At 36.9% G+C, this 23,310-nt stretch carries 21 protein-coding genes, 3 tRNA genes and 1 pseudogene; 13 read left to right on the forward strand and 12 right to left on the reverse strand.

What is annotated here, in order from left to right; all coding sequences use genetic code 11:
* Nucleotides 1-83: 83 nt before the first annotated feature.
* The 9 genes from phoH to BA1DRAFT_RS00975 all read right to left on the reverse strand — a co-directional run bounded on the left by phoH (nucleotide 84) and on the right by BA1DRAFT_RS00975 (nucleotide 9,263).
* A complete protein-coding gene (gene phoH / locus BA1DRAFT_RS00935; RefSeq protein ID WP_036775400.1) occupies nucleotides 84-875 on the reverse strand; it encodes a phosphate starvation-inducible protein PhoH in 792 nt (263 codons plus the stop codon).
* A 557-nt stretch (nucleotides 876-1,432) separates the two neighbouring features.
* On the reverse strand, nucleotides 1,433-2,431 hold the full coding sequence (locus BA1DRAFT_RS00940; protein WP_036775402.1) for an endonuclease: 999 nt from the start codon (nucleotides 2,429-2,431) through the stop codon (nucleotides 1,433-1,435).
* A 352-nt stretch (nucleotides 2,432-2,783) separates the two neighbouring features.
* The gene (locus BA1DRAFT_RS00945; protein ID WP_036775403.1) at nucleotides 2,784-4,073 is read right to left on the reverse strand and encodes a phage tail protein; all 1,290 of its coding nucleotides are present in this window, start codon (nucleotides 4,071-4,073) and stop codon (nucleotides 2,784-2,786) included.
* Nucleotides 4,074-4,309: 236 nt separating this feature from the next.
* Nucleotides 4,310-4,936, reverse strand: coding sequence for a tail fiber assembly protein (locus BA1DRAFT_RS00950; protein WP_036775405.1), 627 nt, complete (start codon nucleotides 4,934-4,936; stop codon nucleotides 4,310-4,312).
* A gap of 21 nt (nucleotides 4,937-4,957) precedes the next feature.
* Complete coding sequence (locus BA1DRAFT_RS00955; RefSeq protein WP_036775407.1) at nucleotides 4,958-5,728, reverse strand: phage tail protein; 771 nt, start codon at nucleotides 5,726-5,728, stop codon at nucleotides 4,958-4,960.
* Nucleotides 5,729-6,089: 361 nt separating this feature from the next.
* Nucleotides 6,090-6,785 (reverse strand): aquaporin Z, encoded by a 696-nt coding sequence (aqpZ, locus tag BA1DRAFT_RS00960; protein ID WP_036775408.1) that lies wholly within the window; start codon nucleotides 6,783-6,785, stop codon nucleotides 6,090-6,092.
* A gap of 366 nt (nucleotides 6,786-7,151) precedes the next feature.
* Nucleotides 7,152-7,589 carry a universal stress protein gene (locus BA1DRAFT_RS00965; RefSeq protein WP_036775410.1) on the reverse strand — a complete coding sequence of 146 codons (438 nt, stop codon included), beginning with the start codon at nucleotides 7,587-7,589 and terminating at the stop codon, nucleotides 7,152-7,154.
* A gap of 308 nt (nucleotides 7,590-7,897) precedes the next feature.
* Nucleotides 7,898-8,326: a universal stress protein gene (locus BA1DRAFT_RS00970; protein ID WP_036775411.1), complete on the reverse strand. Its 429-nt coding sequence runs from the start codon at nucleotides 8,324-8,326 to the stop codon at nucleotides 7,898-7,900.
* Between the two features lie 712 nt (nucleotides 8,327-9,038).
* Nucleotides 9,039-9,263, reverse strand: coding sequence for a DUF2594 family protein (locus BA1DRAFT_RS00975; RefSeq protein ID WP_036775413.1), 225 nt, complete (start codon nucleotides 9,261-9,263; stop codon nucleotides 9,039-9,041).
* 434 nt (nucleotides 9,264-9,697) lie between these two features.
* Between BA1DRAFT_RS00975 and uvrY the strand changes: the two genes are divergently transcribed.
* From uvrY to BA1DRAFT_RS01005, 6 genes are all read left to right on the forward strand, one after another.
* On the forward strand, nucleotides 9,698-10,363 hold the full coding sequence (gene uvrY / locus BA1DRAFT_RS00980) for a UvrY/SirA/GacA family response regulator transcription factor (protein ID WP_036775516.1): 666 nt from the start codon (nucleotides 9,698-9,700) through the stop codon (nucleotides 10,361-10,363).
* Complete coding sequence (gene uvrC, locus BA1DRAFT_RS00985) at nucleotides 10,347-12,179, forward strand: excinuclease ABC subunit UvrC (protein WP_036775415.1); 1,833 nt, start codon at nucleotides 10,347-10,349, stop codon at nucleotides 12,177-12,179. The genes uvrY and uvrC overlap by 17 nt, the downstream gene beginning before the upstream one ends.
* A gap of 57 nt (nucleotides 12,180-12,236) precedes the next feature.
* Complete coding sequence (gene pgsA / locus BA1DRAFT_RS00990; protein WP_036775416.1) at nucleotides 12,237-12,785, forward strand: CDP-diacylglycerol--glycerol-3-phosphate 3-phosphatidyltransferase; 549 nt, start codon at nucleotides 12,237-12,239, stop codon at nucleotides 12,783-12,785.
* Nucleotides 12,786-12,929: 144 nt separating this feature from the next.
* Nucleotides 12,930-13,005, forward strand: a tRNA-Gly gene (locus tag BA1DRAFT_RS00995).
* A 51-nt stretch (nucleotides 13,006-13,056) separates the two neighbouring features.
* A tRNA-Cys gene (locus BA1DRAFT_RS01000) sits at nucleotides 13,057-13,130 on the forward strand.
* Between the two features lie 6 nt (nucleotides 13,131-13,136).
* Nucleotides 13,137-13,223 (forward strand) — tRNA-Leu (locus tag BA1DRAFT_RS01005).
* A gap of 316 nt (nucleotides 13,224-13,539) precedes the next feature.
* Here BA1DRAFT_RS01005 and BA1DRAFT_RS01010 read toward each other — a convergent pair.
* Both BA1DRAFT_RS01010 and BA1DRAFT_RS01015 read right to left on the reverse strand, forming a co-directional pair.
* Complete coding sequence (locus BA1DRAFT_RS01010; protein ID WP_036775517.1) at nucleotides 13,540-14,169, reverse strand: tail fiber assembly protein; 630 nt, start codon at nucleotides 14,167-14,169, stop codon at nucleotides 13,540-13,542.
* 224 nt (nucleotides 14,170-14,393) lie between these two features.
* A pseudogene (locus tag BA1DRAFT_RS01015) lies at nucleotides 14,394-15,024 on the reverse strand (tail fiber protein); the annotation flags it as partial.
* A 1,645-nt stretch (nucleotides 15,025-16,669) separates the two neighbouring features.
* Between BA1DRAFT_RS01015 and BA1DRAFT_RS01020 the strand changes: the two are divergent.
* Both BA1DRAFT_RS01020 and BA1DRAFT_RS01025 read left to right on the forward strand, forming a co-directional pair.
* Nucleotides 16,670-17,344, forward strand: coding sequence for a LuxR C-terminal-related transcriptional regulator (locus tag BA1DRAFT_RS01020; protein WP_036775417.1), 675 nt, complete (start codon nucleotides 16,670-16,672; stop codon nucleotides 17,342-17,344).
* Nucleotides 17,345-18,085: 741 nt separating this feature from the next.
* Nucleotides 18,086-18,754: a LuxR C-terminal-related transcriptional regulator gene (locus BA1DRAFT_RS01025; protein ID WP_036775420.1), complete on the forward strand. Its 669-nt coding sequence runs from the start codon at nucleotides 18,086-18,088 to the stop codon at nucleotides 18,752-18,754.
* A gap of 574 nt (nucleotides 18,755-19,328) precedes the next feature.
* Here the strand turns inward: BA1DRAFT_RS01025 and BA1DRAFT_RS24555 are convergent.
* Nucleotides 19,329-19,409 carry a hypothetical protein gene (locus tag BA1DRAFT_RS24555; protein ID WP_420865114.1) on the reverse strand — a complete coding sequence of 27 codons (81 nt, stop codon included), beginning with the start codon at nucleotides 19,407-19,409 and terminating at the stop codon, nucleotides 19,329-19,331.
* 69 nt (nucleotides 19,410-19,478) lie between these two features.
* Between BA1DRAFT_RS24555 and BA1DRAFT_RS24480 the strand changes: the two genes are divergently transcribed.
* The 5 genes from BA1DRAFT_RS24480 to BA1DRAFT_RS01045 all read left to right on the forward strand — a co-directional run bounded on the left by BA1DRAFT_RS24480 (nucleotide 19,479) and on the right by BA1DRAFT_RS01045 (nucleotide 23,250).
* Entirely contained in the window at nucleotides 19,479-19,646 is a 168-nt protein-coding gene (locus BA1DRAFT_RS24480) for a hypothetical protein (RefSeq protein WP_160169974.1), read from the forward strand.
* A 1,219-nt stretch (nucleotides 19,647-20,865) separates the two neighbouring features.
* Complete coding sequence (locus BA1DRAFT_RS01030; RefSeq protein WP_036775421.1) at nucleotides 20,866-21,558, forward strand: helix-turn-helix transcriptional regulator; 693 nt, start codon at nucleotides 20,866-20,868, stop codon at nucleotides 21,556-21,558.
* 51 nt (nucleotides 21,559-21,609) lie between these two features.
* A complete protein-coding gene (locus BA1DRAFT_RS01035; RefSeq protein WP_036775422.1) occupies nucleotides 21,610-22,290 on the forward strand; it encodes a helix-turn-helix transcriptional regulator in 681 nt (226 codons plus the stop codon).
* A gap of 29 nt (nucleotides 22,291-22,319) precedes the next feature.
* The gene (locus BA1DRAFT_RS01040; protein ID WP_051560612.1) at nucleotides 22,320-22,553 is read left to right on the forward strand and encodes a hypothetical protein; all 234 of its coding nucleotides are present in this window, start codon (nucleotides 22,320-22,322) and stop codon (nucleotides 22,551-22,553) included.
* Between the two features lie 16 nt (nucleotides 22,554-22,569).
* Nucleotides 22,570-23,250, forward strand: a complete 681-nt coding sequence (locus BA1DRAFT_RS01045) for a helix-turn-helix transcriptional regulator (RefSeq protein ID WP_036775425.1) — start codon at nucleotides 22,570-22,572, stop codon at nucleotides 23,248-23,250.
* Nucleotides 23,251-23,310: the final 60 nt, after the last annotated feature.

The raw sequence follows: 23,310 nt of genomic DNA on the forward strand, positions 1-23,310 counted from the left end.
TAAGGATTTAAAATAGACGGAATAATCAAGGATTACGCCGTGAGGCGCTGTTACAAAAGTCCTCAACGGCGTATTTCCACAATTTATTCACAATAAGCCAATAACGTTTTCTGGCACAATTGAGAACGAACGCAATCCTCTTGATTAAAATGGATAACACTGACGATTTCATCATCTGAAAATCTTTCCAGTGCATCACGCAATCCTGATACGACGCCAACCGGCAAATCGCATTGACTTATATCACCATTTACAATCACCGTAACATTTTCCCCAAGCCGGGTCAGAAACATTTTCATTTGATTAACAGTGACATTCTGGGCTTCATCCAGAATCACAAATGCGTTTTCAAATGTTCTGCCCCGCATATAGGCAAAAGGAGCAATTTCAACTTTGCCAATTTCAGGCCGTAAGCAATATTGCAGAAATGATGCTCCCATGCGTTTTAATAAAACGTCATAAACTGGGCGGAAATAGGGCGCAAATTTTTCAGCCATATCTCCGGGCAAAAAACCGAGATCTTCATCCGCCTGTAATACAGGGCGGGTGACGATGATCCTATCAATTTCCTTATTAATCAACGCATCCGCAGCCATTGCGGCACTGATAAACGTCTTACCGCAGCCCGCCTCCCCACTGGCAATAATCAATTTTTTATAGTTTATTGCACGCATATAACGCCATTGCGTTTCAGTCCGTGGCAAAATTTCCGAAGTATCCCGGTTATCACGTGCCATACCAATAGCTTCTACGCCACCGAGTTGTACCAGAGAGGTTACATTATCATCCTGATAACATTGATGATGACGCAAATCCCTTTTCATCATCCGTTTTGCCTCTCGACGTGATTTAATCACTGCTTTCTGTCTACTCATAGCAGTATCACCTTATCGTTGTTTTCACCCATCCGGTGTCATATCACCGATACAATAACTACATTCAAATAGATAGGTGCCTCTTTTCCGCTTATTTAGCCCCATAGAAAAACGGTGGTAGAATCGTCACATATATTAATGACTCTGATATTCCCAAGTTCGCATATCATCGGAATATCAATCATTAACATCACTCACCATTATTTCTATCTAATGAAAACTAACGAATCATTATGACAGTATAATGACAATTTCTAAGTTATAGCAAACAAGCTAGGAACTCTCGATTAAAAATAATCGACAGTATCGCTTATTTAACTTTGCGAGAAATTTAATTCATTGAATAATATGACTTAATATTTATAATGATAAGTATTCATTAATCTAAGCTAATGACTTAACATCATAGTAGCCATTATTGATTTGGCTACTATTGGTATTGATACATTCAGTTACCATCCGGCAAAGAAGTTACTATCTGAAAGTACTCTTCTCCACCAAATGGCAACAATATTATTATTGATGACAACAGAGCAAATAGTTAATTATCTGTTTTATTAAGTACCCTTACAGTTTCCAGCCAATCGAAAACCCGCATTTTTTGCTTCCGTTTCTGTTTTAAAATAGACCGCGTTCTTCTCTTGCATCACCTTATAACCTGAACAATGAGAAAAATGATAGATTTTGCTGTTGTTATTCCCTTTAATTAATCCTGTGGAGGATGCATCAGGTAACACCCGTTGTCTCTGGATATCTGTTTGACTATTTCTCTGCCCTTTTCTCTGCTCAGTTTTGGGAATGCCCGCAGCGGAGTTTTTATGCCACAATTGCCATTTCTGTTCACCGGTAACAAAAGGGTTATGATGCCCCATAATACCGGCAATTCGATTATCTCTCTCCCGCTCCCATTTACTCGGTGGATATTGACGATCCCAAGCGATAAATAATTGCTGTTGTTGACGGGACATGGAAAGATTGTAACGATCGTGCATATAAAAATTTATCCGAGCGACCTGTCCTTTTACTTCATTTCTAGGCTCGAACGTGCGAGATTTAAAATCGACTTTACTGGAACAATGGCCATAATCATTCGGCATATTTTTCGGTAACATTCCATAACCAAAATTACTACGATCGCCATTAACCTCACCAATTGATGGAGCTAAATTATGCATATCAGACTCCATCGCCCTGAAAACAGGATCGGAAGAGACACAATTTTTCCTTCCTCCATTTTGCCAACATTGCCGCTGATGACCAAAAACCCAGGCAGGAACAATATGTTCCCATTCAATTCGTTCAGCTCGATTCTGTTGTGACCTGACTTGATAACCACACGAAGAAAGAATTGCGCGTCCACCGCTCTTACCTGTCCATTGCCAATCGCAACCACAATAAAATGTCCCTTCCCCTGACTTAAATTGATCATGGTAAATGCGTTTACGCAATTCAACTTTAGCTTGTTCAAAGGTGGTCGGAGCGGCAAAAGAAGATAAAGGAGCAATTAAGCTGAAACACCCAATATGGATTGCCCAAAAAATAACTTTACGTTTCAATGATAAACCCTACTTATGCAAAAATATCATTCTGATTTTACTCTTTTATATTGCCTCATAATCGACCTATAAGACAAATATTATTTCTTTGCATTTCTTCTTAGCTTCTCTTTTAAAAAGAAAGGCTATTCGATGAACAAGTTGAGATATCACAAGATGGCAGTTATTCCATTATTGTGGAATGATTAATCGGGTATGATGAGATCGATATATAAACCATATGTTTTAAAAACAAGCGGTTATATCACTCACCACCGACATGAAAAAATAGAGAATGATGTTCAACATCGGCTTAAGATACAGGGCCGATATATGGCCCCGTCTTACTGCAATTTACTACCAGAAGCATTTATTACCTAGAAGCGCAGGTACTCTCCATTTCTTCCTGTAATTTCTTGCGATTCAAGTTCCAGAGTGAATCTTCTGGCATTTGGACCCGAATATCTAAGCGACAGGAATCGGGAATATCACAAGGCTCTCCATCTTGATAGAAGATCTTGTTGCCATTGTCATCAATAGATTTGAGTCGCCAATTTTGAAATCTCTCCGGTAAATGCGCATGTTGGCGATGGAAAGTCTCAATAATAATAGAACCGTCAGGCTGGACGTGATCATCAACAAAAATCAGTTCGAGATTATTGTTGTCGCAAGGAACGGAAATCCCCCCATTAACACCCCAACCACCATCAGCGTTATAGCCCAAGATATTTGATATACGATATATGCCGGTTCTCTCTTTTATTACTTCTGCACCTTCGGATTCATCATTAGTCGAGAATGTGCCATCAGGGGAGATTTCTATTACCGGGGAGGCAGTCTTGAGATATCCGTTGGTATCTGGTGTAGCGTTCTTATCGTCCCAAAACTTACGTGTAACTTGTCTTTTGCTATCGCTATTTATGCTATCTGTACGATATGTACTGCCTTCATGCATGAAAACCAGCCTGTGGCTCCATACACCATCTACGCCTTCACTTGATAAACCATTTACATTACTAAATCTTAACTGAACTCCATACCAATCAGATGGCAGCCCATATTTAGTAAGAAATGGCGCGGTGGGTCCATACCCGGCACAACCATCGTATAGATTTTCCGATCCATACAAACGAGCAAAACCCATTGAATGCATTGCATCATTAATTGATACTGCGCCTACATCCCCCGCAGTCAAATTAATATCTCCAGTCAACGCCTTACCATTTATTTTCCGGCTATCAGGTACCTTAGTATTAATACTTTCAAGTAATGAATTAACTATTTCTTTAATCAACTTTTGCGTCACTGCCAATGTATCACTATCACCAATCACATCGGTAAGTTGAACAATACCTTTTTGTGTTAGTGAAGCATTGGGAATTCCTGTTATCGCTTTCTGTTCTAAAGCTTTATTTAACTGCACGGTGAGTTTAGTTACATTACCATCATCTAAAACATCCTCACCAGTTTGTGTCGCAATAAAATCAGCGACAACCGATGTTATTGTTGACGCTTGACGTAATATCTTATTTAATATGTGATTATCAATGTATTGCCTGTCTGGAAACCCACGCGGTAAATTCGGATCTGTTTCGTAGCCTTGTTGACTGGGTACATTAGCGCCATTACCAATAGCAAAAGCTTTAAAATCATTTTTACTCATATACCTTCCCCAAATTAAATAATGTTTATTTATAGTCAAAAATATTCAACATCTTAAAATATCCTTATTGACCTCCATCCACTTTTAGCGAAAATAAATTTAAAATCGATAACCAGATTAACTTTACGAATCAGAATTCATTTTCATGTGGACTTTTATACGAATTTTTCAATCAAAGCACCGATTAAAAAACCAGTACTTTGTCAATATCTGAGGATTATAAGACTTTAATGATATTATTCTTGCGGCTGTTCAGGCCAATTAATATCTGGCGCCGATGAAACATCAACCCGACGCAGTAATACCAAATATTTTTTCCAATCTAGCAATAAAGTTTTTTCCGCTTCTGATGCCATTTCAGTTTCAACCGCATATTGCAATATAGTGATGGCTTCATCGGCTTGCCGACGAGAAATAGCACGTTGTTGTTCTGCCTGTTCAATTTGACTGACTTTTAGAGCTTCAAAGTCCGTTACCCATTTTTCACCATCCCATTGATCAAAATCGGTGGACGGTTGCTCGAATGTTAATGTTTCTGGTAATTCACCCAGTGCAGCCACTTCTTCTTGTGCACCCGCTTGCGTGTTGTAAGCTATTTTTCCACGGTGGTCAGGGACAATTTCCCAATAACTTCCGTCCTCACTGCGACGCACAGCCATATCATCAGAATCGGGCAGGTCTGGCGCGTCTAAATAAGAGTGCGCTGACACACCTACACCTTCCGCAACATATTCTAAATCAGAGCCAGAGAATTCTCTCGAATAGGGATTAACATGATAAACTTTTATCCAGCCGGCTTGAATTGCTAATCCGTCTTCACCTAATACAGCGGTTTTAGTATCTAAAATATTTTCTTGTGTCATTATTACTCTACCTTTACGATATTATTCTGCTTTTACGATATAGTTAAATGCGATATTACGGGGGCGATTTTCATTCGCAGTAGGTACAACGCGAGAAGCATCGATTCCCAATTCACTAAATCGATCCTGGGCCATAGATTCATATGTAGTACCGACATTAAAATGACTGTTGGGGTCGGTTCCCGAAGTATAAAAAGCACCACCGGCGGTACTGAACATACGTGATGAAATTCCAACAGTTCGTCCGCTTACACTACCAATAATGTTCCTAATAGCATCCCTCTGATGAGTTAAAATTCCACGACCATTATCAACACCACGCCCATCATCCCAGCCACGAATAAACTCGCCTCTTAAATCAGGTAATCTGCCGTCAGGATAAGCTTCTGCTAACTTAGGATACTGTGATCGACTAAAAGCGGAACCATTACAAGTGAAATAACCGGAAGGTGGATGGGGCAACGGCCAAGGAATAGGAGAGCCAACAGGGGTGCTGGAAATATTTGAAACTTTCTGCTCTAAAGCTTTATCTAAAGCGCTATTGAATCGCACAGTAAGCTTAGCTATATCACCATCATCCAGTACATCCTCACCAGATTGTGTCGCAATAAAATTAGCCACAACAGATGATATTGTTGAGGTTTGGCGCAATACCTTATTTAATACATGAGTAGAAACATTCTCAGGTGGAAATCCCGTTCTTAGATTCTGACTTTCTTCATATTTTTCTTGACTCACTACATTAGCATTATCACTAACAGAAAAGGCTTTAAAATCATTTTTTTGGCTCATATACCCCTCTTATATTCAATAATATCATCCAGCAATCAATATATTAAATAATCGTACAAATAGCCTCTCTCAATTGACGCTAATTATAGTCTAGTTCAGGAAAATAATAATGAAATTTATTTTATAGCTTATAGGGTTAATTATTTTTGTATAATTGGCAGTAATAAATCATCCAACACATTGCAATAAAATACACCCAGATTTATTTGCATTTGTCATCTGTTACCTTATCTTTGCCATTTATAACTGCAAATCTTCATGATAATGTTTCCTACCTTTATTAAAACAGATGAAAAAATAACAACGATAAAAAAGACCACACTACAGCGTGGCCTTAAGCAAGGTAACTCACCAATAAAAATTATTGTTTTTCAGCGAAAAATAATCTGTAAATTCCCCCTCCAACAATCCCACCAATAATCGGCATCACCCAGAAAAACCATAACTGCTCTAAAGCCCAGGTATTCTGGAATATAGCAACAGCCGTGCTTCGTGCTGGATTGACTGATGTGTTGGTAATAGGAATGCTAATCAAATTAATTAAAACCAGCGCCAAGCCGATTGCTAATGGTGCAAAACCCGGAGGTGCTCGTCTATCTGTCACGCCAATAATGACAATTAAGAAAATAGCCGTTAAAACAATTTCAGCCACAATAGCTGATTGAAGTGAGAATCCACCCGGTGAATGCTCGCCAAAACCATTTGATGCAAAGCCACTCGTAGTCGCATCAAAACCTACCTGCCCACTGGCAATAACATATAATACTGCCGCGGCAAGAATGCCACCGATAACTTGAGAAATAATGTAAGGAATAATTTCTACTGCCTTGAAACGACCACCAGCCCAAAGACCAATTGTTACAGCGGGGTTAAAATGCCCGCCAGAAATATGCCCAACAGCATATATCATCGTTAATACTGTTAAACCAAATGCCAAAGATACACCGACAAAACCAATCCCTAATTCAGGAAATGCAGCAGAGAATACAACACTACCACATCCCCCAAAAACCAAAACAAAAGTTCCAAGCAATTCAGCTGCTAATTTTCTTAACATGTTTTGTCCTCATCCAGTTATCAAAACGAGTCACCTTGCTGAAATTAACTATAGCCAATAAATTAAAATCATGCTTATTTTTACTATAACCGTATAAGCCACTGATTTTTGTGGTATCTTTGCCTGATATTCACTTCAAACCGTGATTTAAAGCAACATCTATCCTGTACAGATCAACTTTTCGGTGAAAAATGGATAACTTAAAATCAATTATCGCCAAAATAAGTTCAATATTCTGTTTTAACAATAGAAAAATCCGATGCAAAATACCTGCACCGGATTATCACGTCAGTATTGAATAACATAATACCTATTAAGCAACGAGTACTATGTGAAAACTGGTTTTTTCACTGCTGAACAAGTCATTCATCTGACTACCAAAACTGAAATATTTGCATATCCGACAATCCCTGAAGCGTTTGAACCTAATAAATGGGTGGAAATATTAGGTCGCCGGGAACCAATAACAATTAAATCTGCTTTAATCTCATCTGCTGTCGATAATACTTTATCCCTCGGTGATCCAAAGGCTACGGAGAAAGAGACTCGCTCTTTTGGCAAGTCTATTTTCTCAGCCACTTTTGACAATTCCTCTTCTGATCTTGCAATAGATTTCTTGGCAAAAGAGTTGAGCAAGTCATATTGGTAACTATAACTAATTGAAAATCTTGATATATCAGGAACGGCATGGAAAAGATGTATATTAGCATCAGATAACTTCGCCAAATACTCTGCATGTGCAATCGCTTTATCGGTCAATTCATCTTCTGAAATATCTACCGGTACTAAAATCGTTTTGTACATACGCACTCCTATATTTATATACCAAACCTAACTACTTTAATGAGTATATAAAATATTCCATTATTTGTTGTGAGTTGTTTAACTAAATCAAATAAATTACGGTATAGCTCTATTTTCAATCACTCAGAGTCAAGATGCCACTTATGCAATATTCGATGAATGAAAGGCGTTACAACAAGCCCCAAGGTAATAAAGAACACACTTCCCAAAAATACCCCATATATCGCAATGAAATATTTACCGGATAAGTTATCTAGCAAGCCATCCGAAGATGGCCAGCCAATCTCTCCCATTACGTTTCAATTACCTTATCTGATAACCAAAACAGATGTTGTCGAATATTTAACAACACCAGATGCATTAGATCCTAGCAAATGCGTTGTAATATTGGGCCTTCTAGAGCCAATAACAATAAGATCAGCATTAATTTCTGTCGCTGCTGCTGTTATTTCATCTCTTGGCGACCCAAATGCAATGGAATAGGATAACCTGTCATCAGGAAAATCGATGGTATCAAGCAGCGTTTTCAAATCATCTTCGGCTTTAATTGTCGCTTTATCCTTAATTTCATCATATCCCAACGAATATGCATTAACAATTGCTGATGAAATTGGCAGTACATGAAGAATATGGAGCCTCGCACCTGTTTTTTTCGCCAAAGACAGTGCATGCTTAACCGCTTTACTCGTTAGTTCATCTTCTGAAATATCTACCGGTACTAAAATAGTTTTGTACATACGCACGCTCCTATATTTACATACCACATTTACATACCACATTTACATACCAAACCAGACTACTACATTTAGTATACTCTATATCCTGTTAATTACTATGAGTTATTCAACTATACTCGTCGTCTTTCAAGTTGCTTCTTTGTTGGCTGCACTCACTCACCCCGGTCACATAGTTATCTATGCTCCCGGGGATTCGCTCCCTTGCCGCCGCGATGCATCTTGAAATCCATTGGGTATATATAGATGCAATGATAAAAATCAATAAAATCACTTATATTTCATATCGATATAAAGACATCACCCATACCATTCACATAGAATTAACATTTATAAAAGTAAAAACTAATCATTATCATAACAATGAATCTATTATTATTTGTCATCAATGATGATTACATTATTTATCTGCAAAAGAAAAAGTTAATTGATACCTTTTTTCAATATATCATTCTGTATATAACGATAAAATAACAATTATAATTTAAAGATTTTTCACAAATCATTCTCCTTAGCGCCCCTTTCTCTATAACCAGACAATTAATATCGTTTTTAATTTATTTACATTATATCTTTAGTTTCATGCAGTTATACTAATTTAATGCATATAATAATATTTTTTTCCGAAAAAATATTATGAAAAAACGTTGGTCATTTCAGCACATAGCAAAAGTGGGATGTACAGGGGCAATAACATTAACCCCTGAAACCTACCTCACTGCCGATATAACGCTTTTATTTGATGAACCGTATTTTCAAATATCTTAGCCTGTTTTTCATCTCCCATTTCTGCAATAACACGCTCCAAATTCAGTACAACTTTCCCTGCATGAGCTTGCCCCATAGTTTTAAGAATGGAAGCCAACAGAACTTTCAAACATGTCACCTCTGTTGCCAGAGTTTCAGTATCGGATGAAGGAATTAAAACAATTTTATTCATAGTCGTTACCCGTTTACGTATTAATTACGTTATGAAAATAATAATTATACCACATAATTCATCCCCTATTTTTATACATTTTCCAAATAGATCTACGCCAAAAAGCGTTAAATTATTGTTAAAACCATTTATTTTATAAATATTTATTTAGTTATTAATTTCATCATAATCAGAATAGGCAGAATATTCCCATTACAAATAAACAGTACTTGTCATCGTATAAAATAATTCTCTTTTGTCTTTGGAAGAGATAAGTATAATATTCACATTCCTGATGAACTTTTAGGATAATTTATCTATTCTATTGTTTTATATAATCTTTACTAAAAGTCAAAAAATAGACAATTGAAGTTAACTCTTTTGAAACAAATTCAATACACAAGCAATGTCAATGAAGCTCATGTATGAGCATAGAGCCAGTTGGAGATACTTTTTTGATAAATGTTTTGTTAGTCGATGATCACGAGCTGATCAGGGTTGGTGTAAAACGTATTCTTGATGACGTAAAAGGGATAACAGTAACAGGAGAAGCTAACTGTGGTGAAGAAGCGATAAAGTGGTGCCGGGCTAATAAAGTAGATATCGTGTTAATGGATATGAACATGCCAGGCATGGGCGGCCTGGAGGCAACAAAAAGAATCCTGCGTTATTGTCCCGATGTCCGAGTCATCATGTTGACTATCTATACTGAAAATCCTTTGCCAATGAAGGTGATGCAGGCCGGCGCCAGAGGATATCTCAGTAAAGCTTCTACCCCTCAGGACATGATTAATGCAATTCGCGCAGTTAATGCCGGCCAGCGTTATATCGCTCCCGATATTGCTCAACAGATGGCCCTTAGCCAAATTAGTCCACAGAAAGACAATCCATTAAGTTGTCTGTCTGATCGTGAATTACAGATTATGCTGATGATCACGAAAGGACAAAAAGTGAGTGATATCTCCGAACAACTTAATCTTAGCCCAAAAACCGTCAATAGCTATCGCTACCGAATGTTTAGTAAACTCAATATCAGCGGCGATGTAGAATTAACACATATGGCAATACGTTATGGGCTATTTGACACAGAGAGTCTATTAAATAGTGACGGAACAATTTGATTCAAAAACATTTTTACAAACAGTAACCAGTCAGCCTGGTGTTTATCGTATGTATGACGCCTCAGGTACGGTTATTTATGTTGGTAAAGCCAAAGATTTAAAAAAACGGCTTGCCAGTTACTTTCGTACGCAGGTCGCCAATCGTAAAACCGAATCTCTGGTTAAAAATATTGTTCAAATAGATGTTACTGTCACGCATACCGAAACAGAAGCACTGCTATTGGAGCATAATTACATTAAGCTCTATCAGCCCCGATATAACGTTTTACTGCGAGATGACAAATCCTACCCTTACATTTTTCTCAGCGCGGATAAACATCCACGGCTGGCAATGCATCGGGGAGCTAAACATTCTAAAGGTGAATATTTCGGCCCGTTTCCAAATACTCATGCAGTACGAGAATCATTAATCTTACTGCAAAAACTTTTTCCTATCCGACAATGTGAGGATAGTGTCTACCGCAATCGCTCGCGGCCATGCCTGCAATATCAAATTGGCCGCTGCCTTGGGCCTTGCGTTAACGGGCTGGTAAGTGAAGAAGAGTATCAGCAACAAGTTGATTATATTCGCCTGTTCCTTTTAGGCAAAGATCAGCAAGTTTTAACCAGATTAATTAACCGAATGGAACAAGCCAGCCAGCAACTGAAATTTGAAGATGCTGCAAGATATCGTGATCAAATCCAGGCCGTTCGTCAGGTCACTGAAAGACAATTTGTTTCAGGAACAGACGATGACCTGGATGTTATCAGTGTTGCCTTTGAAGCGGGTATGGCTTGTCTACACGTACTGTTTATACGTCAAGGCAAAGTACTGGGCAGCCGGAGTTATTACCCTAAAGTCCCGACAGGGACAAAGCTTGATGAGATTGTACAAACATTCCTTGGCCAATTTTATTTACAGGGCAGCCAGAATCGGACTTTGCCCTCAGAAATTTTGCTGGATTTTACTCTGCCGGAAAAAGATATTTTGTCTGATTCTTTATCTGAAATATCCGGGCGGAAAATTCATATTCAAACCCGCCCTCGTGGAGACAAAGCCCGTTATCTGAAACTTGCTCGCACAAATGCAACCACCGCCCTAACTACCCGCTTATCGCAACAATCAACCATTCATCAAAGATTAGACTCTCTCGCCAAATTGGTTAAGCTGGCAAAAATTCAGAGAATGGAATGTTTTGATATTAGTCACACTATGGGGGAACAAACTGTTGCATCCTGTGTCGTTTTTGATAGCAATGGCCCACTACGTTCCGAATATCGGCGCTATAATATCAGTGGTATTACTCCCGGTGATGATTACGCTGCCATGAATCAAGTATTACGCCGTCGATATGGAAAAGCATTAGATGAGTCAAAAATTCCCGACATTATTTTCATCGATGGAGGTAAAGGGCAATTAGCTCAGGCAATAGATGTCTTTCAATCTCTTGATGTTGGATGGGATAAAACGCGCCCTCAATTGATAGGCGTTGCCAAAGGCAGTGATCGCAAAGCTGGGCTTGAAACACTATTTTTCACGACGGAGGATAAAGGTATCGCATTACCGCCGGACTCTCCCACTCTGCATGTAATTCAACATATTCGTGACGAATCACATAATCATGCAATAACCGGGCACCGCCAGCGCAGAGCTAAAGTTAGAAACACCAGTACACTGGAATCTATTGAAGGAGTCGGCCCCAAACGCCGACAAATGTTACTGAAATATATGGGAGGTTTGCAGCCTTTACGCAACGCAAGTGTCGAAGAGATCGCAAAAGTACCGACTATTTCTTATGCATTAGCAGAAAAAATTTATAATGCATTGAAACACTAAGTACATTGATGCACCATACTTATAAATTCCACTATAGCCAGATAGTTAAGAAGCACTATGCAATTAAATATACCAACATGGCTCACTCTATTTCGTATCGCCCTGATCCCATTTTTTGTCCTGGCATTCTATTTGCCATTTACATGGGCGCCGATGGTTTGTGCCACAATTTTTATTGTCGCTGCGGCGACAGACTGGTTTGACGGCTTTCTCGCCCGCCTTTGGAAACAGACAACCCGCTTTGGCGCATTTCTTGATCCTGTCGCGGACAAAATCATGGTTGCTGCCGCATTAGTCTTAGTTTCCGAGCATTATCATACGTGGTGGATAACCCTCCCCGCAGCAACCATGATAGCGCGTGAAATTATCATCTCTTCTCTCAGAGAATGGATGGCCGAATTAGGCAAACGCAGTAGTATTGCCGTTTCTTGGATGGGTAAGGTAAAAACGACAGCGCAGATGGCGGCGTTAGTTGCTTTATTATGGCGCCCTAATTTTGAATTCGAATTGGGCGGATTCATATTACTTTATGTTGCTACGGTGATGACATTTTGGTCAATGTTTCAATATGTAAACGCGGCCTGGTCTGATTTGCGTGAAGCTTGATCGAAGTGACGTAAAAACCATCGAACAAACACAGAGTAACAATAATTGTATTGACTCGATACGTGAAGTAAGTAGAATGCAACGCATCGAACGGCACATGAGATTTACGAAAACAAATAAGTAAATCAGCCAGTTCAAAGTGGTGCGGGAATAGCTCAGTTGGTAGAGCACAACCTTGCCAAGGTTGGGGTCGCGAGTTCGAGTCTCGTTTCCCGCTCCAAGTTACTGGTTAGGATTATGGCAAGTAACTAAAGATAGAAAGAGATAGAAAGGCGCGTTGGCAGAGTGGCCATGCAGCGGATTGCAAATCCGTCAACCTCGGTTCGACTCCGGGACGCGCCTCCAGATTCAGCCCAGGTGGTGAAATCGGTAGACACAAGGGATTTAAAATCCCTCGGCTGTAAGGCTGTGCGGGTTCAAGTCCCGCCCTGGGCACCAAATAAAAACTTGCTGTAAAACAGTGAGTTGGGGAAAAGAAAAGGCCACCGCAAGGTGGCTTTTTTGCATTGTGCGATGGCCTGAAAATGATGAAGTGGCAGCACTATATAAATATACACTATCTATTTCAGGCAATCTCTTCCCCCTCAAAACATCATCAGAAAAATATTTTTCACATAAAAAAAGCACACCTGAACGAATCATGACATGCTTTTTATGATCATTTATTCATCAAATCTAATCAATAAAGGCATAACGGTTTCTGATCATTAGTAGGATGCAGCTATTCATTCACGATACCCTTTCACTATATTTTTTATTTCGGCTGTTCTGGCCATTCAATGTCGGAAACCAGCGAAATATTTACTCTATTGAGCATTATCCTGTATTTTTTCCATTCCAACAGAGCAGCTTTCTCTGCTTCGGTAGCGATATCTAAATCAGCAGCATCTTGCAGTAATGCAATGGATTCATTCGCGTGTCGCAACAAAGTCATACGCTGCCGCTCCGCTTGTTCAATCTGATCTGCTTTTAGAGCTGCATTATCAGTGACCCATTGTGTGCCATCCCACTTATCAAAATCGGTGGTAGGTTGCTTAAAGGTCTGAGTTTCAGGTAATTCACCCAGTTCAGTAATTTCCTGTTGAGTTCGTGTTAACGTATCGTAAGCGATTTTTCCGCGATAATCAGGTACTATTTCCCAACGCTTACCATCTTCACTTCGACAAACAGCCAGGTCATCAGAATCGGGAAAATCTGGTGCATCTAAATAAGAATGCGCTGACAAACTGACGCCGAGCATAACATATTCAATATCAGCGTTAGTAAATTCTCTTGTTATTTGATTAGTATGATAAACTTTTATCCAGCCGGGTTGAATTGCTAATCCGTCTTCACCCAATACGGCAGCTTCATGTTGCTCTAAAAAGTTTTTTTGTTCTGTCATTACGCTGCATGCTGCTGCTCTCACTATGTAGTTAAATGCTATGTTACGGGGCCTTGATACCCCTATAAATGCGGAATTCGCAGTCCAGTCTGTCTGAGCTTTATAATATACAGTTCTTACCGAAATATTGTTATTTTGGGGAATATCCCACTGCAATTTTTTGCGCTCATTGAGTGAAGGGGTAATAATAAAATGACTGGCCCGATCAGCATTCTGTATCAAATAAGCCCCTTCCTGCCACGACAATATTGAACGCGATGGATCTACATTTCTACCACTGTCCCAGCCACGGATAAACTCTCCCCTTAGATCCGGTAATCTACCGTCAGGATAAGCTTCTGCTAACTTTGGGTACTGCAATTTATTGAAAAATGCACCGTTACAAACGAGATAATTGATAGGTGGATAGGGTAACGGCCACGGAATGGGAGAACCCACAGGTATATTAATTTCTTCACGTAACGAACTTATTATTTCCTGAGCAAGCTTTTGTGTAACAGCCAATGTATTACTATTGCCAATCACATTTGTAAGCTGAACAATACCTTTTTGTGTTAATGAAGCATCGGGAACCTTTGTTGCCATTTTTTGTTCCAGCGCTCCATTTAATTGGGCGTTGAGTTTCTCTATATTTCCATCATCCAGAACATCATTGCCAGAGTGTGTGGCGATAAAATTAGCGACTACAGAGGATATCGTGGAAGACTGACGTAATGCCTTATTTAGCATATCAGTGGTAATACCATCTCGTGGAAACCCAGTCTGCAAATTCTGATTTTCTTCATATTTTTCTTGGCTAATTACATTAGCATTATTACTAATAGAAAAAGCCTTAAAATCACTTTTCTGACTCATGTACTTCCTCCTTAAAAAAATAATATTTTTTATAATCAACATATTTAATTACTGTAAAAACAATCCGCCTGTAAATCATTAAAATTAAAGTCTAGTTCAGAAAGAGGAGTAATACAGCATTCCTATTTATTAGGAGATTGACTATTTTTATATCATTAGCAGCAATAAGCAATTCAATATCTTAAAATCGGAAATATATCCAAACCATTTATATTTAATATCTGGAAACTATTTTTTTCCTATTCCTTCTATCTCTCCTGCAATTCCTTCTGTTTTAAATTCCAAACTGAATCTTCCGACATTCGGACACGAATATCTAAGTAACAGTATTCTGGAATGTCACAGGAATCCCTATCCTCATAAAACACACATTCATTGTTCTCATCGACACACTTGAGCCGCCAGTTCTGAAAATGGATTGGCAAGTGAGAATGTTGGTTTTTTAAGCTACCTGTGCGGCAGTACACCAATGAATTGACGATAACCATGCTAACGCCAGTTTCTAAGCTGCCTGTGCGGCAGTACACGGTGCGACGGTAATGTGGCGCTCACCAGCAAATTTCTAAGCTGCCTGTACGGCAGTTCACGGGGGTTTTAGGTTCTGTGACTGGTTCAAAAGTTTCTAAGCTGCCTGTACGGCAGTTCACTGTTACATATTAACTCCAACCCACTGACTATCAAAGAATATATTTATAAAAAGCCCAAAAGACCCTTTTTTACAAAAGAGATAACATTTAATTCAGAATCAATAAGTTACGATTGACTGCTAAAAAAGGGTTAAAAATTAGGTTCGGGAATGCGCAAGTTTTTAAGTTACCATTGACGCAATTTTCTTAGCTAGCGACTACGTTTCAAGAAATCTTCCATCTTATTCCATTCATCACTCAGCGGAATCGATTTCTTCCCATCCGGTGATACAAGGTAATAACGGCTGTAAGATCTGAATTTTACCTTATACAGATGCTCCTCTGTAATAATATATCCTTCATATCGGCCTGACTTTTCAATATCAAATCCATCGTTATATATGAATTTTCCTGCCAGGGAAAATCCCTATAAAACATTGATAACCGTTCACCAATAACTGTTATCGAAAAAATAAGTATTACCGACTATCATTGACCATTCAGAAAAAATATCATGATTAAATAATTTCTCTAAAAAATAATATTTAAAAATATATTTTCATTTATTTAAAATTTTTCGGTTAAAGAATAAATAATTTAATTATTAGTATATTTTTTCTTTAAAAACAAATTGTTTCTCTATGCCATAGAATAAATCTATTTTAAGTGAAATTATTACTCAAATTATTTAGATAATCTCTTAAGTAATCAGCAAGGATTTACTATGCGAAATATAAAAAGTAAACTGAGCAGTATCACTTTAACCTTAAGTTAAATTAAGAATAAAAATAGAGTCATTTAAAAACATAAATTATATTTGATAATATTAGAATATGAATAACAATACCTCCACCAAGATAAAACATACTTTGAAACGATGCCAAGTCATCTTACTAAAAACTCACTCATTCGGAAGCTACCGCAAGAGAAATAACCCCCCTCTTCTACACCTTATCAATATTGATCACTTAGGGTCGCAAAGTATTATAAACCTATCATCAGCTATATAGGCATTAATCATGAAAGAAATTAATGGAACATATGTTTCACCACAAATAATAAACACGATGGAAGCAAGCAATGAGCCGTGGGGAATCAAAGATAAAAATTCACGCTTTATTTATGGTAACCTGGCCTTAAAATCTGTTCAAAACATTCCAATGTCATTTAATTATGAAGGATTTTTTGATGACGAACTTCCCTGGAGTGGATCGGAGTTTGCAAAAGAATTTATTGATCATGATAAAATTGTAATGACAAAAGGAGAAAGAGTTTGTTCACTCGAAACCTATACATATGGAAAAGAAAAAATCCTATCGTCTTACTTCCAAGAGAAATTACCACTGTATAACGATGCAAAGGAATGCATAGGCATATTTTTTCATGGATGGAAAGCCAAAGATTTTTCATTAATTAATCTATATCAATATTATAATGATCTACCCACATCTATTATATTCCAACCACCAACAGATACTTTTACCCAACGTGAATGGGATATTATTTTCTTCTTTTTGCAAAAATACACCAGAAAACAGATTGGAAAAATATTAAATATTGCTTATCGTACAGTTGAATCCCATATGACCAATATATATTACAAGATAGGTGTCAACTCCAGTCAGCAACTGGAAGAATATTGTCTCATCAATAATTTTGAACGCTATGTACCGGAAAGGTTTTTACTATCTTAATAACACTATTTCCTATTTTTAGTCACAAAAAACATGATTACATAGTTTATCTCTGCCAGTATGATGTAATCCCATTATCAATGGATAATGATATTATCTCAAATTATACTGGCAGCATTTTCATATATAAAAACATTAGTTACACAAACACTTAACGTTTAACGCTTATTTTATTTCTAAGATAAATAATCATTTTCTGTTATATTCCATCACATTTAAAGATTACCTATTAAATGAAAATAAATTTCATTAACAGAAATAATCGGCCTTTTCTCTCTATAATAAAATACTGTTATTTTAAACACCATAAGTAAATCATTTAAATAATTACTTGAATAGTTAAATGATATTATACCAACTAAAAAATACAATCAAAACAATACCGTTGTTGAACTAATTTACCTGTACAAGAAAGTAATAATCTCCCGGGAAAAGTGATTATCCCCCCCCTCCCGATTCTCTACCAATATCGACATTTTTCTAAAAATTACGATATTTTGAGATTTTCAACTGATAGATTACCCTCATCTATTGTAGAAAATGCCGTTAATTATATTAAGAAGATTCACCCCAAATAACATCTACAATGACATATACAATTAAACTATTCTCGTAATAAAAATATCCATGATAATTATTTTCTGGAAAAGTCTGTCATTGCGGGTAATAAAGTATTAAACTGACAGTATGATTCAAACATATCACAAATTAAACACAAATAAGGTAAAAAGGAATAATAAGATGAGTAATCACATAACTATATCATCTCAAATTATTAACACACTAGCCACAAGCAATGATCCTTGGGGAATCAAAGATAAAAACTCATGCTTTATCTACGGCAATATGGCATTAAAATCTCTCCAAAATTTTTCAAATTCATTTGAATTTGAGGGGTTTTATGAAAATGAACTTCCTTGGGATAGTGCTAAATTTGCGGAAGAATTTATTAATCATGACAAAAAAGTAATAGAAAAACAGCAGAGAATATGCTCAATCGAAACCCATGTATTTGGCAGAGAGCAAATTTCATCATCTTATTTTTTCGAAAAATTACCTTTTTACCATAAAGATGGAGATTGCATCGGAGTCATATATCATGGTTGGAAAGCGCAAAATTATTCATTAGCCTATTTACATCAATACCATGATAAACTACCCGCGTCAATTATGCTCCAGCCTCCAACCGATCTTTTTACTCAACGTGAATGGGATATCATTTTCCTCTTTTTACAGAAAAATACCAGAAAACAGATTGGACGGATACTGAATCTAGCCTATCGCACTGTTGAATCTTATATGACTCGGATATACCGCAAAATAGGTATTAATTCTAGCCAACAACTGGAAGAGTATTGCCAAACCTATAATTTTAATCACTATATACCGGAAAAGTTTTTATTGTCTTAGATTACGTATTTATTCCCGGATTTTACATACTGTTCTTATCCATTATTAATGGCGAAAATAACCAGCCCTGTTGGAATATTTTTATTTAAAAATATAATAGTTATATTAAATAATTTTTAAAGGCTATATATGAACCCATCAGGGCCTAAAAAATCCCCCTTATTACCATTCAGTTAAAAAACACATAGGATAGATATTCATAACGATAGTTTGTAAGAGAGAAGGCATTCTGTTTTATTTATACAAATGCTGAATCTATTAAAGCCAATAGGTTACCTAAAAAATTTAGTATCATTGGGTATATTGAAGAATAACTATCTATATCAGGTAATTATTTCTTACACCAAACAAATCGATCATCAGCAAGTTAATATAAATTTTATTACCTGTTTCCTTACGGATAAATAATCTATTAATTACATGTTAATATTACATCTCAGCAATATTTGTCACTATTTTTAGTATAAAGTCAAATTTTAAGGCCAGAAGAAGAGGTCTCCAAGAAAAAGTTTTCTTCTCTATATATTGATTACCAACGTACCTCCGAAGTAGGTAACAATATCACTAACATAACTCACTCCAATAAATCATAATCAAACTTCATACTAGCCGGAATACGAAAATCCAACAACACATATAGCTCAGTCCGGCCAATGTCTTTTTTGAGCCTTTTTCTCGGTGGAAAGTTTCCGTACTGGCATCGGTTTTACCCCGCCGGAGGGATTTGGCAAATACCGGTATCGATGGAGGCGGTACCTGTGTCACCGAAGGAAGAGCGGGCCGAATTGTTGACACTCCCTTCATCGGTGATGAGAAATTTTGTGTCGCGCTATATAAGCAGGCGTTACCGCTTGATGACGGGGCTGTTCCTGCTTCTCGTAACTATCCATAATCGAATTGATAAACCGGGCCCGGCAAGGACAAGTACTGACATTATCCAGTGTGCCAGCTAATCGTTGCACCGTATCAAACATATCTGATATGCCACCGGCAATAATATATACCCGTTATCTTTCAAGTTGCCTCTTTGTTGGCTTCACTCGCTCACCCCGGTCACATAGTTTGGGGGATTCACTCCCTTGCCGCCGCGATGCATCTTGAAATCCATAGGGTATAAGTGCCGGGATGTTTACCACAGGTGGTTTTGTCACCAACGAGCAGATAATACCCTATTGCCATCTATTCACTGCCCCATTGATTAATCGCATGAAGCGTGGGTTTAGTCGAAATTATCACCATATTATTACCACTTAAGCATTAAAACGTGATCAATAATGCAATAAATTTGAGTTAAAAAATATAAGAATATTCTGAAATTGATGAAAATCAGGTCAATTTTTTGCTTCTGACGTTACTTCATTGGTACCGTCAAACCAGAAAATCATTGATAAAAACCGCGAGAAATAGGGTAAGAACATGATAGCAACAAACATCTAAGTGGAACTTGAAATACAACTTTATATCTTGAGCTATACCATTTTAAGTAAGTTTTTTATTTCATTATTCTTCAAAAATTTAATTTCATAGAATTTACCTAACCTTAATTTTATTTAAGAATAACCATTATCAGCATCAGACAAATTCAGACACAGTTTTTAGGCTAAAAACTTCATATAGTTGATTATTCTGACAATTTAAAAATATATTTTACCGAATTACAATGACCAGTATATGCCGTTTAAAAAGCATTCTTTAATTGATCGAATATTATTCCGATTAAATGCCATTTTTTCGCCGTTATTCTGCTCCAAAGATAACACCTTCTTTTTCATTCTCTTACCGATTATGGTTATAACAACCATTCCCTCATGCTTTGGTTAATGACAGAAAGTTTTTGACCTACATCACTTAATTACTTATGACTCAAAAATATTATTCATTAATTTTACTGTTTAGTAAACAAACTAAAATGTTTTTATACAAAATAGTACTTTACGTTATATTTATTCATATAAAAAATCACATCATATAACAATAAAAGGTTTAATTGATAAATATATGTATTTTGACGAGCAAGTTATTATATTCTATTATATTACCAAGGCATTTTAAGTATAATTAGTTAGCAAACATGTAAGATAACAATTGAAATACTCGTTCAGGAGTCACCAATGCAGCATATAAAAAACAGACCTAATAATATCACCCCACAATTAATTCATATGTGGGAAAACAGTGATGAACCTTGGGGAGCTAAAGATCTCCAATCAAAATTCATTTATGCCAATTCCGCCTTTTATCAACTACTCAATTTGCCGGAAGATTTTGATATTACCGGGCTTTCAACAGGTGAATTACCCTCACCTATTGCAGAATATGAAAAAGAGTGCCACCGTCAGGATCAAAAAGTTATTCAAACAATGCAACGCGTTAGCTCACTAGAAACGCATCCATTTGAAGAACACAAGATTAAACAAATCTATCTTTGTAATAAATATCCACTTTGTGATGAAGATGGCAATTGTATTGGGATCACTTTTCATATGTGCAAAACCCAAAACTTTTCTACTGCTTACTACTATGACAAAACGCCTCCAGCAACGTTGAAATTTATCGCTCCTAATGACAAATTGACGCAAACTGAATGGGAAGTTCTCTTTCTAACTCTGCGCTCATTAGATGAAGAGGAAATCGGTGAAGAGTTAATGATCAGTACCGAAGATGTGGTTAATCATATTCAATCAATTTACCAAAAATTTAATTTGCCACTACATGCAGAATTAAAAGATTTCTGTAGAGAAAATAAACTTGATGTTTATGTTCCAGCAAGATTCGTCACTATTGGTAGTTTAGAGTTAAATTGATTATAAGATTAACGATCTAATTTTAAGGCTAGAGAAAAAAGGGGTAATAATATGGACAGTAAATTAATTGTTTCATCCCAAGTTATTAATACAATGGAGCAGAGTAATAATCCCTGGGCAATAAAGGATAAAAACTCATGTTTTATTTATGCCAATCAGGCATGTAAGCATGTTCAAAACATTTCAAGCTCTTTTGACTACGAAGGAGTTTACGACGATGAACTTCCTTGGGGTGGGGCCGAATTTGCTAAAGAATATATCGTTCATGATCAAAAGGTGATGGAAAAAGAAGAAAGAATATGTTTGCTCTTAACACATAGATTTGGGAAAGAACAACTTCTTTCGTCTTATTTTTTTGAAAAATACCCTCTTTACCATGAAGACGGAAGTTGTATAGGAACGATATTTCATGGTTGGCAAGCCCAAGATTTCTCATTCACTCGCCTATTTCATGGAAAACTTCCGGCGTCTATATTATTTCAACCACCAACCGATCTCTTTACGCAACGGGAATGGGATGTTATTTTCCTGATGTTACAAAAGTATACCAGTAAGCAAATCGGTAGAATGTTAAATCTTTCCTATCGTACGGTTGAAACTCATATTTCACGCATATATAAACGCATTGGAGTTCACTCTAGTCGTCAATTGGAAGATTATTGTCGCACCAATGATTATGATCTCTATGTACCAGAAAGGTTTGTGCATCCAGAAAGCAGAATGTTTCTTTAATTATTAAATTACAAAGGATTTTTACTGATATGAAAAAGAACTATGCAGTGTCACCTCAGATTATGAATACAATAGAAATAAGCAATGAACCGCGGGGAATACAGGATAGTTCTTTAAGATTTATCTACAGTAATCAGCAACAAAAAATTTTATTCACAACTTTAAATAATCATTTAATTATAAATGACTTTATGGGCATTAACTGCCTTGAAATGGCATTGAATTTGCCAAAGAGTTTGTTATCTACACTAAAATTATCATAATCACAGGAATGATACGATGAGCAGAACAACAATGATTTCACCTCAAATCATTAATACAATGGAACAAAGCAACGATCCCTGGGGAATAAAAGATGAGAATTCATGCCTTATTTATGTTAATCTGGCATTAAAATCTCTTCATAATGTTTCAAGTTCTTTTAACTATGAAGGGCTTTTCGATGATGAAATTCCTTGGAATGGTGCTGAATTTGCTAAAGAACACGTGACTCAAGATAGAATAGTAATGGAAGAAAAAGAAAGAATATGTTCACTCGAAACACATCTATTTGGAAAAGAACAAATTCTGTCATCCTATTTTTGTGAAAAATATCCTCTTTACCACGAAGACGGAAGCTGTATTGGAACGATATTTCATGGTTGGCAAGCCCAAGATTTCTCATTCACTCGCCTATTTCATGGAAAACTTCCGGCGTCTATATTATTTCAACCACCTATCGATCTCTTTACGCAACGGGAATGGGATGTTATTTTCCTGATGTTACAAAAGTATACCAGTAAGCAAATCGGTAGAATGTTAAATCTTTCCTATCGTACGGTTGAAACTCATATTTCACGCATATATAAACGCATTGGTGTTCACTCCAGTCGTCAATTGGAAGATTATTGTCGCACCAATGATTATGATCTCTATGTACCAGAAAGGTTTGTGCATCCAGAAAGCAGAATGTTTCTTTAACTCTTAAATTACAAAGGATTTTTACTGATATGAAAAAGAACTATGCAGTGTCATCTCAGA

It is taken from the genome of Photorhabdus aegyptia, assembly GCF_000612035.1.
Lineage (GTDB): Bacteria > Pseudomonadota > Gammaproteobacteria > Enterobacterales > Enterobacteriaceae > Photorhabdus > Photorhabdus akhurstii.

Bases quoted from the DNA above. Each gene is read 5' to 3' on its own strand.
- phoH (WP_036775400.1), bottom strand. From the start codon at position 875: ATGAGTAGACAGAAAGCAGTGATTAAATCACGTCGAGAGGCAAAACGG.
- BA1DRAFT_RS00975 (WP_036775413.1), bottom strand. From the start codon at position 9,263: ATGAATAAAATTGTTTTAATTCCTTCATCCGATACTGAAACTCTGGCA.
- BA1DRAFT_RS00955 (WP_036775407.1), bottom strand. From the start codon at position 5,728: ATGAGCCAAAAAAATGATTTTAAAGCCTTTTCTGTTAGTGATAATGCT.
- BA1DRAFT_RS01025 (WP_036775420.1), top strand. From the start codon at position 18,086: ATGAGTAATCACATAACTATATCATCTCAAATTATTAACACACTAGCC.
- BA1DRAFT_RS01010 (WP_036775517.1), bottom strand. From the start codon at position 14,169: ATGACAGAACAAAAAAACTTTTTAGAGCAACATGAAGCTGCCGTATTG.
- BA1DRAFT_RS01040 (WP_051560612.1), top strand. From the start codon at position 22,320: ATGAAAAAGAACTATGCAGTGTCACCTCAGATTATGAATACAATAGAA.
- BA1DRAFT_RS00965 (WP_036775410.1), bottom strand. From the start codon at position 7,589: ATGTACAAAACGATTTTAGTACCGGTAGATATTTCAGAAGATGAATTG.
- BA1DRAFT_RS00970 (WP_036775411.1), bottom strand. From the start codon at position 8,326: ATGTACAAAACTATTTTAGTACCGGTAGATATTTCAGAAGATGAACTA.
- pgsA (WP_036775416.1), top strand. From the start codon at position 12,237: ATGCAATTAAATATACCAACATGGCTCACTCTATTTCGTATCGCCCTG.
- BA1DRAFT_RS00945 (WP_036775403.1), bottom strand. From the start codon at position 4,073: ATGAGTAAAAATGATTTTAAAGCTTTTGCTATTGGTAATGGCGCTAAT.
- BA1DRAFT_RS01045 (WP_036775425.1), top strand. From the start codon at position 22,570: ATGAGCAGAACAACAATGATTTCACCTCAAATCATTAATACAATGGAA.
- BA1DRAFT_RS01035 (WP_036775422.1), top strand. From the start codon at position 21,610: ATGGACAGTAAATTAATTGTTTCATCCCAAGTTATTAATACAATGGAG.
- BA1DRAFT_RS00950 (WP_036775405.1), bottom strand. From the start codon at position 4,936: ATGACACAAGAAAATATTTTAGATACTAAAACCGCTGTATTAGGTGAA.
- BA1DRAFT_RS01030 (WP_036775421.1), top strand. From the start codon at position 20,866: ATGCAGCATATAAAAAACAGACCTAATAATATCACCCCACAATTAATT.
- aqpZ (WP_036775408.1), bottom strand. From the start codon at position 6,785: ATGTTAAGAAAATTAGCAGCTGAATTGCTTGGAACTTTTGTTTTGGTT.
- BA1DRAFT_RS01020 (WP_036775417.1), top strand. From the start codon at position 16,670: ATGAAAGAAATTAATGGAACATATGTTTCACCACAAATAATAAACACG.